Origin of the sequence: Methylobacterium sp. GXS13 (assembly GCF_001455965.1) — a bacterium.
In the GTDB taxonomy this organism is placed as follows: Bacteria; Pseudomonadota; Alphaproteobacteria; order Rhizobiales; family Beijerinckiaceae; genus Methylobacterium.
Window position 1 is genome coordinate 33,779 of record NZ_LKKO01000045.1, and the last position, 12,973, is coordinate 46,751.

Annotated in this window: 17 protein-coding genes; 12 read left to right on the top strand and 5 right to left on the bottom strand. The window is 71.1% G+C overall.

Annotated features, from left to right (window positions below; all coding sequences use genetic code 11):
- Positions 1-232: 232 nt before the first annotated feature.
- Positions 233-2,377: a sodium-translocating pyrophosphatase gene (locus AO398_RS16730; RefSeq protein WP_058193250.1), complete on the bottom strand. Its 2,145-nt coding sequence runs from the start codon at positions 2,375-2,377 to the stop codon at positions 233-235.
- A gap of 498 nt (positions 2,378-2,875) precedes the next feature.
- On the opposite strand from AO398_RS16730, the gene AO398_RS16735 reads away from it, so the two are divergent.
- Complete coding sequence (locus tag AO398_RS16735) at positions 2,876-3,277, top strand: hypothetical protein (RefSeq protein WP_058193251.1); 402 nt, start codon at positions 2,876-2,878, stop codon at positions 3,275-3,277.
- Here AO398_RS16735 and thiL read toward each other — a convergent pair.
- The 4 genes from thiL to AO398_RS16755 all read right to left on the bottom strand — a co-directional run bounded on the left by thiL (position 3,197) and on the right by AO398_RS16755 (position 5,970).
- Positions 3,197-4,192, bottom strand: coding sequence for a thiamine-phosphate kinase (gene thiL, locus AO398_RS16740; RefSeq protein WP_058193252.1), 996 nt, complete (start codon positions 4,190-4,192; stop codon positions 3,197-3,199). The genes AO398_RS16735 and thiL overlap by 81 nt on opposite strands.
- A gap of 3 nt (positions 4,193-4,195) precedes the next feature.
- Entirely contained in the window at positions 4,196-4,792 is a 597-nt protein-coding gene (gene nusB, locus AO398_RS16745; RefSeq protein ID WP_152997550.1) for a transcription antitermination factor NusB, read from the bottom strand.
- Positions 4,793-4,803: 11 nt separating this feature from the next.
- Positions 4,804-5,292, bottom strand: a complete 489-nt coding sequence (gene ribH, locus AO398_RS16750; RefSeq protein WP_058193253.1) for a 6,7-dimethyl-8-ribityllumazine synthase — start codon at positions 5,290-5,292, stop codon at positions 4,804-4,806.
- 108 nt (positions 5,293-5,400) lie between these two features.
- Positions 5,401-5,970: a hypothetical protein gene (locus tag AO398_RS16755; protein ID WP_058193254.1), complete on the bottom strand. Its 570-nt coding sequence runs from the start codon at positions 5,968-5,970 to the stop codon at positions 5,401-5,403.
- Positions 5,971-6,145: 175 nt separating this feature from the next.
- On the opposite strand from AO398_RS16755, the gene AO398_RS16760 reads away from it, so the two are divergent.
- From AO398_RS16760 to AO398_RS16810, 11 genes are all read left to right on the top strand, one after another.
- Positions 6,146-6,868 (top strand): SDR family oxidoreductase, encoded by a 723-nt coding sequence (locus AO398_RS16760; protein WP_058193267.1) that lies wholly within the window; start codon positions 6,146-6,148, stop codon positions 6,866-6,868.
- A gap of 29 nt (positions 6,869-6,897) precedes the next feature.
- The gene (locus AO398_RS16765) at positions 6,898-8,016 is read left to right on the top strand and encodes a hypothetical protein (protein WP_058193255.1); all 1,119 of its coding nucleotides are present in this window, start codon (positions 6,898-6,900) and stop codon (positions 8,014-8,016) included.
- Positions 8,013-8,483 carry an NUDIX hydrolase gene (locus AO398_RS16770; protein WP_058193256.1) on the top strand — a complete coding sequence of 157 codons (471 nt, stop codon included), beginning with the start codon at positions 8,013-8,015 and terminating at the stop codon, positions 8,481-8,483. The genes AO398_RS16765 and AO398_RS16770 overlap by 4 nt, the downstream gene beginning before the upstream one ends.
- Entirely contained in the window at positions 8,480-8,914 is a 435-nt protein-coding gene (locus AO398_RS16775; protein WP_058193257.1) for a TIGR02301 family protein, read from the top strand. The genes AO398_RS16770 and AO398_RS16775 overlap by 4 nt, the downstream gene beginning before the upstream one ends.
- 158 nt (positions 8,915-9,072) lie before the next feature.
- Positions 9,073-9,327, top strand: coding sequence for a hypothetical protein (locus tag AO398_RS16780; RefSeq protein ID WP_007564226.1), 255 nt, complete (start codon positions 9,073-9,075; stop codon positions 9,325-9,327).
- A 107-nt stretch (positions 9,328-9,434) separates the two neighbouring features.
- Positions 9,435-10,289 (top strand): folate-binding protein YgfZ, encoded by an 855-nt coding sequence (locus tag AO398_RS16785; RefSeq protein ID WP_058193258.1) that lies wholly within the window; start codon positions 9,435-9,437, stop codon positions 10,287-10,289.
- Positions 10,290-10,350: 61 nt separating this feature from the next.
- Positions 10,351-10,965, top strand: coding sequence for a DNA-3-methyladenine glycosylase I (locus AO398_RS16790; protein WP_058193259.1), 615 nt, complete (start codon positions 10,351-10,353; stop codon positions 10,963-10,965).
- Positions 10,962-11,564, top strand: coding sequence for an HD family hydrolase (locus AO398_RS16795; RefSeq protein ID WP_058193260.1), 603 nt, complete (start codon positions 10,962-10,964; stop codon positions 11,562-11,564). The genes AO398_RS16790 and AO398_RS16795 overlap by 4 nt, the downstream gene beginning before the upstream one ends.
- A gap of 53 nt (positions 11,565-11,617) precedes the next feature.
- On the top strand, positions 11,618-12,130 hold the full coding sequence (locus AO398_RS16800) for a hypothetical protein (RefSeq protein ID WP_058193268.1): 513 nt from the start codon (positions 11,618-11,620) through the stop codon (positions 12,128-12,130).
- A gap of 202 nt (positions 12,131-12,332) precedes the next feature.
- Entirely contained in the window at positions 12,333-12,593 is a 261-nt protein-coding gene (locus tag AO398_RS16805; RefSeq protein WP_058193261.1) for an exodeoxyribonuclease VII small subunit, read from the top strand.
- A gap of 43 nt (positions 12,594-12,636) precedes the next feature.
- Positions 12,637-12,973: 1-deoxy-D-xylulose-5-phosphate synthase N-terminal domain-containing protein (locus tag AO398_RS16810; protein ID WP_280139134.1), on the top strand; the 337-nt coding region annotated here is incomplete at its 3' end.

Below are 12,973 nucleotides of genomic sequence, written 5' to 3' on the forward strand. Positions count from 1 at the left end.
CCGGTCGGCCATCGTCTGAAGCCGGCGCCCAGAAGCCTGCCGTCCCTCCCGGAGCACGCGTCCGCTCGTCGCGTTTCGCCACCGGAAGCGACCGACGACAATCCACCCGTCTCAGGCATCGCCATGACCAGGCTGATTGCGGTCGGGCTCTCGGTCGGGTGTCCGGCGCCGGAGCGGCGGCTCGATTCTGCATGAACCGTCTGGGCCCATGCAGGATCGCCGCCCCCGCCCCTCAGTAATGCGCCAGCACCGCCAGCAGCAGCAGGGCGATGATGTTGGTGATCTTGATCGCCGGGTTCACGGCGGGGCCGGCCGTGTCCTTGTAGGGGTCGCCGACCGTATCGCCGGTCACCGCGGCCTTGTGGGCGTCGGAGCCCTTGCCGCCGTGGTGGCCGTCCTCGATGTACTTCTTGGCGTTGTCCCAGGCGCCGCCGCCCGAGGTCATTGAGATCGCGACGTAGAGGCCGGTGAGGATCACCCCGAGCAGGCTCGCCCCCACCGTGGCGAAGGCCTGGCTCTTGCCCGCGATCAGCTGGATCACGAAGAAGATCACGACCGGCGAGAGCACCGGCAGCAGCGACGGGACGATCATCTCCTTGATTGCCGCCCGGGTCAGCATGTCGACCGCGCGGCCGTAATCGGGCCGGTCGGTGCCCTGCATGATCCCGGGCTTCTCCCGGAACTGGCGCCGGACCTCCTCGACCACCGCGGCCGCCGCCCGGCCGACCGCCGTCATGGCGATGCCGGCGAACAGGAACGGGATCAGGCCGCCGAGCAGCAGCCCGACCACGACGTAGGGATTGGACAGGGAGAAATCGACGCTGACGCCCTGGAAGAACCGGTACTGCGTCGGGCTGGCATTGGCGATGAAGTAGTTCAGGTCGGACGTGTAGGCGGCAAACAGCACCAGGGCGCCCAGGCCGGCCGAGCCGATCGCGTAGCCCTTGGTCACCGCCTTGGTGGTGTTGCCGACCGCATCCAGCGCGTCCGTGGACTTGCGGACATCCGGGGGCAGGCCGGCCATCTCGGCGATGCCGCCGGCATTGTCGGTGACCGGTCCGAAGGCGTCGAGCGCCACGATGAAGCCGGCGAGCGCCAGCATGGCGGTGACCGCGATGGCGATGCCGAACAGGCCGGCCAGCGCGTGGGTCGCGATGATGCCGGCCACGATCACCAGGGCCGGGAGCGCGGTGGATTCCAACGAGATCGCCAGGCCCTGGATCACGTTGGTGCCGTGGCCGGTCACGGAGGCGTCGGCGATGGACTTCACCGGGCGGAAATTGGTGCCGGTGTAGTACTCGGTGATCACCACGATGAGCGCCGTGATAGCGAGCCCGATCACCGCGCAGCCGAACAGGCCGCCCGACGTGAAGGTCACGCCGGTGGAGGTGGTGAAGGCGGTCGAGAAGCCGCCCAGCAGGGTCAGGTTGACGATCGCGATCGCCGCCACGGACAGCACGCCCGCGGTGATCAGCCCCTTGTACAGGGCGCCCATGATCGACTGGTTGGCAGACAGCCGCACCGCGTAGGTGCCGGCGATCGAGGTGACGATGCAGGCCGCCCCGATGGCCAGGGGATAGAGCATCATCGGCTCCAGCACCGCCCGGCCGCTGCCGGTGGGGCCGGAGAAGAAGATCGCCGCCAGCACCATGGTAGCCACGATGGTCACCGCGTAGGTCTCGAACAGGTCGGCCGCCATGCCGGCGCAATCGCCGACATTGTCGCCGACATTGTCCGCGATGGTGGCCGGGTTGCGGGGGTCGTCCTCCGGGATCCCGGCCTCGACCTTGCCGACGAGGTCGCCACCGACATCGGCACCCTTGGTGAAGATGCCCCCACCGAGCCGGGCGAAGATCGAGATCAGCGAGGCGCCGAAGCCCAGCGCCACCAGCGCGTCGATCACCTCACGGCTCGACGGGTCGAGCCCGGCGCCGCGGGTGAGGAACAGGTAGTAGAGGGCGACGCCGAGCAGGGCGAGGCCGGCGACCAGCATGCCGGTCACCGCCCCGGACTTGAACGCCATGTCGAGGCCGGCCCCCAGCGAGGTCGATGCGGCTTGCGCGGTGCGGACATTGGCGCGCACCGACACGTTCATGCCGATGAAGCCCGCGGCCCCCGACAGGACCGCCCCGATCAGGAAGCCGACCGCGACCTTGATCCCGAGGAACACCGCCAGCAGCACGAACAGCACCAATCCGACCAGGCCGATGGTGAGGTATTGCCGCTTCAGATAGGCCTGCGCGCCCTCCGCGATGGCGGCGGCGATCTCCTGCATGCGCTGGGTGCCGGCGTCGCGCCGCATCACATCGAGGATCGTGACGATGCCGTAGGCGACGGCGCAGAGCCCGCCCACGATGATCAAGGCCAAGGGGATCATGCTCTACCGTCCTTATTCTTATCGGGCCTGGCGGGGCTTGTGATTGTTGTCGAGCTTGGCCACCGGAGGACGGCCATGGGACGTGTGCTCGAGTCGCGGCATTCCTTCCCAGAAAATCAGTCTTGGCGTGGCCGCCGCCGATGGGTGACCGTTTCGGCGACAGTGAGCCGTCTCAGCAAAGGATAAGAACCGGCCCGAGCATGGCGTGTTCGAGCCGACTCTAGTTGCCAAACTTCGCCGGTGAGCGCAAATGCCAAGTTCAGCAGTTCCGGCAGCGCGATACGCGAATGCTGCACCGCGCAAGACTTTGGCGGGCTCTTGCTGCGAAGAGCCTTCGCAGCGAACCGGACTTCGCGGAGCCATTTCTTCGAAGGCTGGACCGCGCTCGCGACGCTCGGGCCTCCCGGCGGACCGGATTCTGCGCAGGATCGCCGGTCTTAACCAGCGATTAACCATACAGCCTTCTACTTGCGGTTGTACACGCGGATGGGGCTGGACATGAGCAGCGACCAGGTCGCCAAGCTGGCGGCGACGATCGAGGTCTTGACGGGGGCGGTGCACTTTTTGATCGCCGAGCGGGTCGCGGCCCAGCCGGAAGCGGCCCAGGGCGACCTGCTGCACATCCTGCAGCGGGCGTTCTCGACCGCGCCCCGCCCGGAGGAGGCGGTCACCGGCCGCTCCGCGCTGACGCCCGGCGACATGGCCCTGTGGATGCCGATCGTGGCCGCCGGCATGATGGACGAGGTCCGCCGCCAGATCGGCCGCCAGCCCGAGGGGGTCACCCACATCGTGCTGGGCCGGACCAGCCCCGGCCCCGCCTCAGAAGTGGCTGAACGCCCCAGCCGCGAACGCCAGCGCAGCGCCATCGCCCATTTCGAAGCCGGGCGGGCCGTCGCCTGAGGTGACGGTGCCGATGGCGGTGAGCGGGATGCCGGCTTCCGCCGCCTCGGCGCGGAGCGCGTCGAGCCCCTCCGGGGCGACCGTGCAGAGAATTTCGTAATCGTCTCCACCGGTTAGGATCGGCTCGATCAGGCCGGGCTCCGCCGCGCGCGCCCGGGCGGCGGCCTCCGAGAGCGGCACGGCCTCGACCGCGATCCGGGCGCTACGCCCCCCGCCCAGCATCTTAGCGAGGTCGCCGGCGAGCCCATCCGACACGTCCATCGCCGCCGCGGCGTGGCGGCGGATCGCGCCCGCCAGGGCGAGGCGCGGGCGCGGATGCAGGTAGCGGTCGGCCAGCACCGCCCGCTGCGCCGGATCGAGGGACGCCGCCCAGGCCGCCTCCGGCTCCAGGCGCAGCCGCAGGCCGAGCGCCGCATCGCCGATCGTGCCGCTGACGCAGATCCGGTCACCGACTCGTGCGGTGCCGCGCCGGACGATGCCGCCGCCCGGCACCTCGCCGAACGCCGTGATCCCGATCAGGGCCGGGCCGCCGGAGCGCACCGTATCGCCGCCGAGCAGCGGGCAGCCGGCCGCGGCGGCCGCCGCCCCGAGCCCCTCGGAGAAGCCGGCGAGCCACGCCTCGGTCCAGTCGTCGGGGAGCGCCAGGGTCAGCAGAAAGCCGCGCGGCACCGCGCCCTTCGCGGCGATGTCGGACAGGTTCACGCCGAGCGCCTTGCGGGCGATCGAGGCCGGGGGATCGTCGGGGAAATAATGGATCCCGGCCACCACCGCGTCGGCCGTGACCACGAGGTCGTGCCCGGGGGTCGGCGTCAGCGTCGCGGCATCGTCCCGGAGCCCGTCTGCCCCCGGTCCCGCCAGCGGGGCAAAGTAGCGGGCGATCAGCCCCTCCTCGGAGGCGCGATCCGGCCCGGCCATGGTTCAGGCCTTCTTGGCGGGCGGCTTCCCGGAGCCCGGCTTGCCGCTTCCCTTATTGCCGCCGCCCTTCGGCGCGCTCATCTCGCCCGGCCGCACTTCCCGGGCGACCCGGTCGAGCACGGCGTTGACGAGGCCCGGCTCGTCGGCGGTGTAGAAGCTGTGGGCCACGTCGACATATTCGGAGATCGCCGCCGGCGCCGGCACGTCGGGCCGGAACATCAGTTCGTAGGCGCCCGCCCGCATGATCGCCCGCAGCACGATCTCGATCCGCCGGAGCGGCCAGCCCTGGGCCAGGGCCTGGTCGAGCTTCTGGTCGATCGCCCGCTGCTCCTCCACGGTGCCGCGCAGCAGATCGCGGAAGAAGGCGGTCTCGGCCTTGGGATGCAGGATCCCGTCGACCTCCTGGCCGATCCAGAACGCCTCGAACTCGGCGAGCGCGTCGAGGACGCCCTTACCGGAGATGTCCATCTCGTAGAGCGCCTGCACCACAGCGAGGCGCGCGCCACTGCGCGGGCTGATCGTCCGGGCGGTCTCCTGGATGCCCTCTGGGGCGCTATCCTGGGCGGTGCCGTCCGGCCTGGTTTCGGTGGTCCCGGTCATGTCGGTTCTCGTTATTGCGGGCGCGCCGCCTCGGCCGCGCGCTTGAGGGCGAGCACCGCGAGTGCCGCCTCGGCCGCGCCGCCGCCCTTGTTCATCTCGGCGACCCGGGCGCGTTCCAGCGCCTGCGCCTCGGTCTCGACGGTGAGGATGCCGTTGCCCAGCGGCAGCCGACGCTGGACCGAAAGGTCCATCAAGGCGCGGGCGCTCTCGCCGGCCACGATGTCGTAGTGTCCGGTCTCGCCGCGGATCACGCAGCCGAGGGCCACCACGGCATCGTAATCGTCCGCCAGGATCGCCACCGCGGCGGGAATCTCCAGGGCGCCCGGCACCGTCACCACGGTGGCGTGCGCGCCGGCCGCCTCGATCGCCGCCCGCGCGCCAGCCAGCAGCTCGTCCGCGAGGGCGTCGTAGTAACGCGCCTCGACGACAAGGATGCGGGCGCCGGCGAGCGCCGGATCCGCGGGCTTCGGCGCCGTGGCGGCGCGGGTCTGGGCGACCATGGCTTCGTCCGGTCGGTTTTAGGGGCTGACGGGGCGCCGGCAGCGGGCACCCACAAGGGAGTGGGACGGTTAGACCGAAGCGGCCGGCGCGACAAGCGGCGGGGGCGCCTAGCGCACCAGCGGTGGCAGCGGCGGCGGCCCGCCTTCGGGCAACGCCGTGCGGGCGACGTTCATGGTCATGGCCAGCAGCGCATAGTAGCCGTTGATGCCGGTGAGATCGATCACGCCCTGCTCGCCGAAGCGCGCCACCACGGCGGCGTAGGTGACCTCGCTCACCGCGCGGTTGTGCTGCAGCTCGGTCGAGAACGCGTAAGCAAGCGCCTCGTCGTCGCTCATCGTGTCGGGACGGCGCCCCTCGGCCAAAGCCTGCGCGGTCTCCGGTGCGACCCCGGCCTTGAGGGCGATCGGGTGATGAATCTGCCACTCGACCTGCTGATTCCACAGACGGGCGACGATCAGGATCACGAACTCGCTGATGCGCAGCGGCAGGGCGCTGCCGTAGCGGAGATAGAGCCCCATGCGGCTGGCGCACAGCATCAGGTCGGGGCTGCGCAGCAGCGGCACGAACGGCCCGAAGACCGGGACCCCGCGCTCGGCCCGGAACGCGTCCGCAGCCGCGACCTGCGCTTCCGAAAGGTTCTCGACCGGGATCTCCGGCAGGCGGTCCGTACGCGTCATGGCTTGCCCGTTCTCCCGTACCGTACGCGTGTGACGCACTCTGGATTTCCGATCCCTGTCAGCCTAGACCGTTCAGGCTCACAGGGACGCCCCGCGCCCGATCCGGACGCGCTCCGAAACCCCGCCAGCGAGGCTTACGGCTTTGGCCCTCCCCGTCAACGAACGCCGGCGCATCATGCTGCTCACGGGCGCAAGCCGGGGCATCGGCCACGCCACGGTCAAGCGCTTCTCAGCGGCCGGCTGGCGAGTCATCACCTGCTCGCGCCACGCGTTTCCCGAAAACTGCCCCTGGGAGATGGGCCCCGAGGATCACCTTCAGGTCGATCTCGCGGACGCACAGGACACGATGCGCGCCATCGAGGAGGTCCGTGGGCGGCTCGACGCCGAGGGCGGCGTGCTGCACGCGCTGGTCAACAATGCCGGCATCTCGCCGAAGGGTCCGGCGGGCGAGCGCTTGGGCGCCCTGGCCACCGAGTTCGACGGCTGGCAGCGGGTGTTCCAGGTCAACGTCTTCGCCACGATCCTGCTGGCCCGCGGCCTGCGCGACGAGCTCGCCCGGGCCCGGGGCTCGATCGTCAACGTCACCTCCATCGCGGGTTCCCGGGTCCACCCGTTCGCGGGCGCGGCCTACGGCACCTCCAAGGCGGCGCTCGCCGGCCTGACCCGCGAGATGGCCGCCGATTTCGGCCCCCTCGGCGTGCGGGTCAACGCGATCTCCCCCGGCGAGATCGACACCTCGATACTGTCGCCCGGCACGGAAAAGCTCGTCGAGCAGATCCCGCAGCGGCGGCTCGGCACCCCGGACGAGGTCGCCAAGGCGATCTACTTCCTGTGCACCGATGCCTCGTCCTATGTGAACGGGGCCGAGCTGCACATCAACGGCGGCCAGCACGTTTGACCCGGCGATCCGGGCGGCCTGTGACCGCCATGCGCCAAGCTCCGGCCGTCGAGCGGCGGCGCTTTGCGATCCTCCTCAGCCTGTTTCTGTGCACGCCGCTCGCCTCCCCCCGCGCGGAGGCGCCGGGCGTCCGGATCCTCGACCTGCCCTTCAAGGTGCGGGCGTTGCGCGGACCGCGCAGCGAGGCGGCGGTCTCCGTGGCGACCTCCGGCCTCCTGCCGATCGCCGGCGCGAAAGCCGGCCCGGCGGCCGGCGACGAGGAGAGTGCCCCGATCGCCCTGATCTGGGGCGATGACGGCGGCGCGGTACTCAGTCTCACGGACGGCACGGTCATGGTCCGGCCGATCGGCCGGGATGCGGTCGAGGGGCTGACCGCCGCCGAGACGCCGCGGGGCGCCTTGCCGGGCTCGCGCCGGGTCCTGGCCGGGGGCTTGAGCGCCTATCTCACCGGTCGCGCCCGGGCGCCCGACGGCGGCGACGCCGCCGCGGTCCTGACCGTCCGCGAACGCCAGCCGATGGCGGTCAGCACCGACCCGAAGCCCGTCCCGGTCGCCACCGTCACGGTGCCGGCAGGCGGCGAGGCGGTGTTCGCGCCTCTCCGGCCGCGCCTGCTGCGCCTCGCCGGCCACCTGGCTCTCCTGGCCGCCACCCTGTCGGGAGCGGAGGCGGGGGGGCTCGTGCTGATCGGGCGTCCGGACGGTCAGCCCGCCTGGGGTGTCATGGCCCGCACGCCGCCGCAGCCCGGGCCGCCCCTCAAGATCGCCGGCATCGCGGATTTCGCCGGTTCCGGCGGCTTGCAGGCCGCCACGGTCAGCGCTCGAGGCCTGCTGCAGATCTGGACGCTGTCCCCCGACACGATCGAACCGGCCGGCGAGGCGTCGGGCTACGCAGCGGGCGACGGCGATGCCGACCTCGCCGTCACGAACCCCACCGCTGGGCCGCCCGAGCTCGTGCTGCCAGTGGCAGGCCGTCCCGAGATCGCCCTCCTCCAGGCCAAGGGCTCGCTGCACGAGCGCCTGCGCATCCCGCTGCCGGCGGCGGCAACGACCGGCATCGTGGCGCTGGGCGAGGGCGCGGCGACGCGGCTGCTGGTCGGCCTCGCCGACGGGCGGGTCGCCGTCATCGCCCCGGACGGAGGCAAGCCGTGACCGAGGGCACAGCCGATGGCGGTAGCCGCCTGTTTCCGACCCGACCCTATGTGGGCGCGTCGATCGCTGTGATCCGCGACGAGCGCGTCCTATTGGCGGCCCGGGCCAACGAGCCGATGCGCGGCGTCTGGACCCTGCCAGGCGGCCTAGTCGAGGCCGGCGAGGCCCTGGCCGAAGCGGCGTTGCGCGAATTGTCCGAGGAGGTCGGCCTCACCGCCGAGGTGGTGGGTGTGCTTTCGCCCACGGAGATCATCGTCCGGGACGAGGCCGGCCGCGCCCGCCATCACTACGTCGTCCATCCGCACGCCGCCCTGTGGTGCGGTGGCGAGCCCGTGACCGGTCCGGAGGCGCTTGGGGTGCGCTGGGCGACACGCGACGAGGTCGCCGGCTTGGCGACGACGCCCGGCCTGATCGAAACCCTGCACGAGGCGTTCACGCTTGTGCGTGAGATGGGAGCGCGCACGTGAGGCTTCCGATCATCCTGTGTCTTGCCGTAGCACTCGCGGGGCCGGCCCTGGCGCAGCAGCGCGGCAGCCGCGCTGCACCCGCCCCCGCTAAGGATGCACCCAAGGAAGCGTCCCCGCCGGCCGACGTACCCGCCCCTTACGACCGCGATCTGATGCGGATGTCCGAGATCATCGGGGCCCTAGCCTTCCTGCGTGGCCTCTGTGCGGCACCCGACGCAGCGGAATGGCCGGCTCGCATGAAGGCCCTGATCGAATCCGAGGGCGTGACCCCGGCTCGGCGCGACCGGCTGGCTGGCGCCTACAATCGCGGCTATCGCGGTTACGCGCTGACCTACAGGGTCTGCACGCCCGCGGCGCACGAGGCGGCCGCGCGCTACGTCGCCGAGGGCGACAGGCTGTCGCACGCCCTGGCCGGACGGTTCGGCGGGTGATGCAGAGGGAACACACCCCTTCCGCAACCCTGAGAAGCATCAAGTTCGAGCATCCGCGTTAACCGATCTGAAATTCCTGACTGGCCGAGGCGCGGGGAGCCGCCTATCATTCGCTGGTCCGCCGGGTCCTGTGCCCGGCGCAGCGGAAGTATCGGCCTATGCAGCACATCTCTCAGACCGCCCCCATCGAGGTTGATGTCGAGGAGAAACGCGTCGCTCTGAGTTACGTCTCGGAGGCGTTCGCGGAAGGCTGCCTCGACGGCCTCGACGGTGATTGCATGGCCCAGGCCGCTCTCTTCGCAGCATTCCAGGAACTCGTGATGACCTACGGCGAGGAGGCCACTGCCCGCTACGCTGAGGGCTTTCCGGAGCGCATTCGCGGCGGCGCCTTCACGACGACCCTGCAGCACTGAGGAGACCGGCGACGGTGAACGGTTGAGGCGGGCACGCGAAGCACCTACCTCCCGGCCACGCGCTCCGGGTTACCGGGTCGCCCCCGTCGCGTGAGGATCTGCCTGCCATGCCCGTCGCCCTGCTGCCGGACCGTGCCCTCGTCACCGTTACCGGGCCGGATGCTGCCGCGCTGCTCCAGGGCGTGCTGACCTGCAACGTCGAGACCCTTCAGGATGCAGAGGCCCGCCTCGGCGCCCTGCTGGCGCCGCAGGGCAAGATCCTGTTCGACTTCCTGATCTCGCGGATCCCGGATGGGTTCCGCCTCGACACGGCCATCGACCGCGCCGCCGACCTCGCCAAGCGCCTGACCCTCTACCGGCTGCGCGCGCAGGTCGCGATCGCGGTCGACCCGACCGTGGCGGTGGCGGCTGCCTGGGCCGGCGCCTCCCCGGCGGTGGAGACCGGAACCGTCGCCGATACCCGCCATGTCGATCTCGGCGCCCGACTCTACGCCGCCGAGGGCGCTTTTTCCGCCGATGCCGCGGAGGCGGATTACCACCGCCACCGCGTCCGGCTCGCCGTGCCCGAGGGCGGGCGCGACTACGCCTATGGGGACGCGTTCCCCCACGAGGCGATGATGGACCAGCTCGGTGGCGTCGACTTCAAGAAGGGCTGCTACGTGGGCCAGGAGGTGGTCTCGCGCATGCAGCACCGCGGCACCGCCCGCACCCGGATCCTCGCGGCCCATTATCCGGGCGAGGCCCCTCCCCCCGGCGCCGAGATCAATGCCGGCGGCAAGGTTTTGGGCACCACCGGCAGCGCCGGAGAGAATCGCGGCCTCGCCCTGGTCCGCCTCGACCGCCTGGGCGATGCCCTTGCGGCCGGCGAGACGGTGCTGGCGGGCGACCGCCCGGTGACGTTCGAGAAGCCCGCCTACGCAACCTTCGCGCTCCCGGAAGCGGCGGGATCGCCGACGGCCTGACCGCGGATCCGGTCGTGGTGCAGGAATAGCGTTCCGCTCCTGTTCTCGCTAAACCGGCGGCATGTCCGAGACAGGCCTGATCGATCACCCCGATGGCTGCCCCCGCTGCTGGTGGGCCGGCCATGACCCGCTCTACGTCGCCTATCACGATACGGAATGGGGCGTGCCCGAGCGCGACGGCCGGGCGCTCTTCGAGAAGCTGATCCTCGACGGCTTCCAGGCCGGCCTGTCCTGGATCACGATCCTGCGTCGCCGCGACGGGTTCCGGGACGCGTTCTCCGGCTTCGATCCGGAGGCCATCGCCCGCTACGACGAGGTCGATGTCGCCCGGCTGATGGCGGACACCCGCATCATCCGCAACCGCGCCAAGATCCTGGGCACGATCGCCGGGGCCAGGGCCTGGCTGCGGATCGAGGAGAGCGGCCCCGGCTTCGCGCCGTTCCTGTGGGATTTTGTGGACGGGCGGCCGATCCAGGGCGGCGCCCGGAGCCGCGCCGAGATCCAGACCGAGACACCGGTCTCCCGGGCGATCGGCAAGGCCCTCAAGGCGGAGGGTTTCTCCTTCTGCGGCCCGACCATCGTTCACGCCTTCATGCAGGCGGTCGGGATGGTGAACGACCACCTCGTCGGCTGCCACCGGCATGGGCCCTGCGCCGAACTGGAGCAGCCGGCATGAGCGAGGCGCGCGACCCGGCGCCCCGGGCCTGGCAGCGGATGCTGTCCGGCCGGCGCCTCGACCTGCTCGATCCCGCGCCCCGGGACATCGAGATCGCCGACATCGCCCACGGGCTCGCCCGGGTCGCCCGCTGGAACGGCCAGACTCATGGGCCGCACGTCTTCTCCGTGGCCCAGCACAGCCTGCTGGTGGAGGCGGTCGGGCGCCACATCGCCCCCGGCTGCACCGATCCCGACGGGCTGGAGCTGCTGCTGCACGACGCCCCGGAATACGTCGTCGGCGACATCATCTCGCCGCTCAAGGCCGCGATCGGTGATGCCTATCGCGGGGTCGAACTGCGCCTGCTCGCCGCCATACGCCGCCGCTTCGGCCTGGCCGAGCCGGCAGCCACCCTCGGCAAGCTCGTCAAGCGCGCCGACCGGATCGCCGCCCATATCGAGGCGGTGGAACTCGCCGGATTCACCCCGGACGAAGCCGTGCGCTACTTCGGAGACGCCCCGGACCTGCCCGGGACCGTCCTGGCGCTGGCCGAACCGTGGCCGACCGCACAGGCTGAAGCGGAGTTCCTCGACCGTTTCCACGCCCTGTGCCGGACCTGAGCCCGAAGGCCTCCGCCCTCGATCCGTCACGATCCCGCGCCATGGGCCGCTGCATGCCGACTCTTCACGTCTGTCCGCTCTCGCGCCTGCCCGAGACTGTCGCCGCCACCGGGGCGAGCCACGTGCTCACGCTCGTCAATGTCGGCACGCCGCTGGAGCGGCCGGCGCTGATCGACGCCGAGAACCACGCGGTCATCGGGGTCAGCGACATCGCCGAGCCGCGGGACGGACACGTTTTGCCAGCTGATGAACACGTGGCCGGCATCCTGGCCTTCGCTCGGACTTGGCCCCGGGACAAGCCGCTGGTGATCCACTGCTATGCCGGGATCAGCCGCTCCACCGCGGCGGCCTATATCGCGGCCTGCGCGCTAGCGCCGGAGCGCGACGAGGGCGCGATCGCAGACACCCTGCGGGCCGCCTCCCCATCCGCCACCCCCAACCCCCTGTTCGTGGCGATCGCCGACCGGATGCTCGGCCGAGAAGGCCACATGGTCGCGGCGATCGCGCGGATCGGCCGCGGCGCCGAGGCGTTCGAGGGGACGCCGTTCTGCCTCACCGTGACGTGATCGGCGTTCACCAAACTTCCGGTTGTCGGCGCCGCCGCCACTGCGCGTGCCCGTTCGAGGGGCCTTTCGCAGAGAGGATCCAGTGTGGCGCAAACGCCGCCGCACCGCGCCAAAACGCTCCGGGGCGGCCCGGCGCCGCCCTCGCCTGGGTTGTGGCCGCACCGGATGCCGCCTTAGAACCGACCCAAAGGATGTGTGTGGGATGAATGCGAGCAGACCCGAGGTGGCCCCGGCCGCCGGCGACCTGCCCTTCGAGAAGGCGCTGGAGCAACTCGAGGAGATCGTGCGCAGGCTCGAGCGGGGCGATGTCCCGCTGGATGAGTCGGTGGCGATCTACGAGCGCGGCGAGGTGCTGAAGAAGCACTGCGAAGCGCTGCTGAAGCGGGCCGAGGCGCGGATCCAGCGGATCACCCTCGGTGCCGACGGGCGGCCCGAGGGCGTGGCGCCGCTCGATATATCCTGAGGCTCGGCGGTCAGACCGATCCCGTCCGATAGAGGTTGATGCCGTGGCGATTTCCCCCGAGCTGAGCGCGCTTCTCGACCGTGTCCCGGAGCCGGCTGCGCTGCGCCAGCTTCCCGAATCCGAGCTGCAGGCTGTGGCGGATGCGGTGCGGGCGGAGATGATCGACGCGGTGTCGATCACCGGCGGCCATCTCGGCTCCGGGCTCGGCGTGGTCGAGCTCACCGTGGCGCTGCACCACGTGTTCGACACCCCGGACGACCGCATCGTCTGGGACGTCGGCCACCAGTGCTACCCGCACAAGATCCTCACCGGGCGCCGCGACCGCATCCGGACGCTGCGCCAGGGCGGTGGCCTGTCCGGCTTCACCAAGCGCTCAGAGA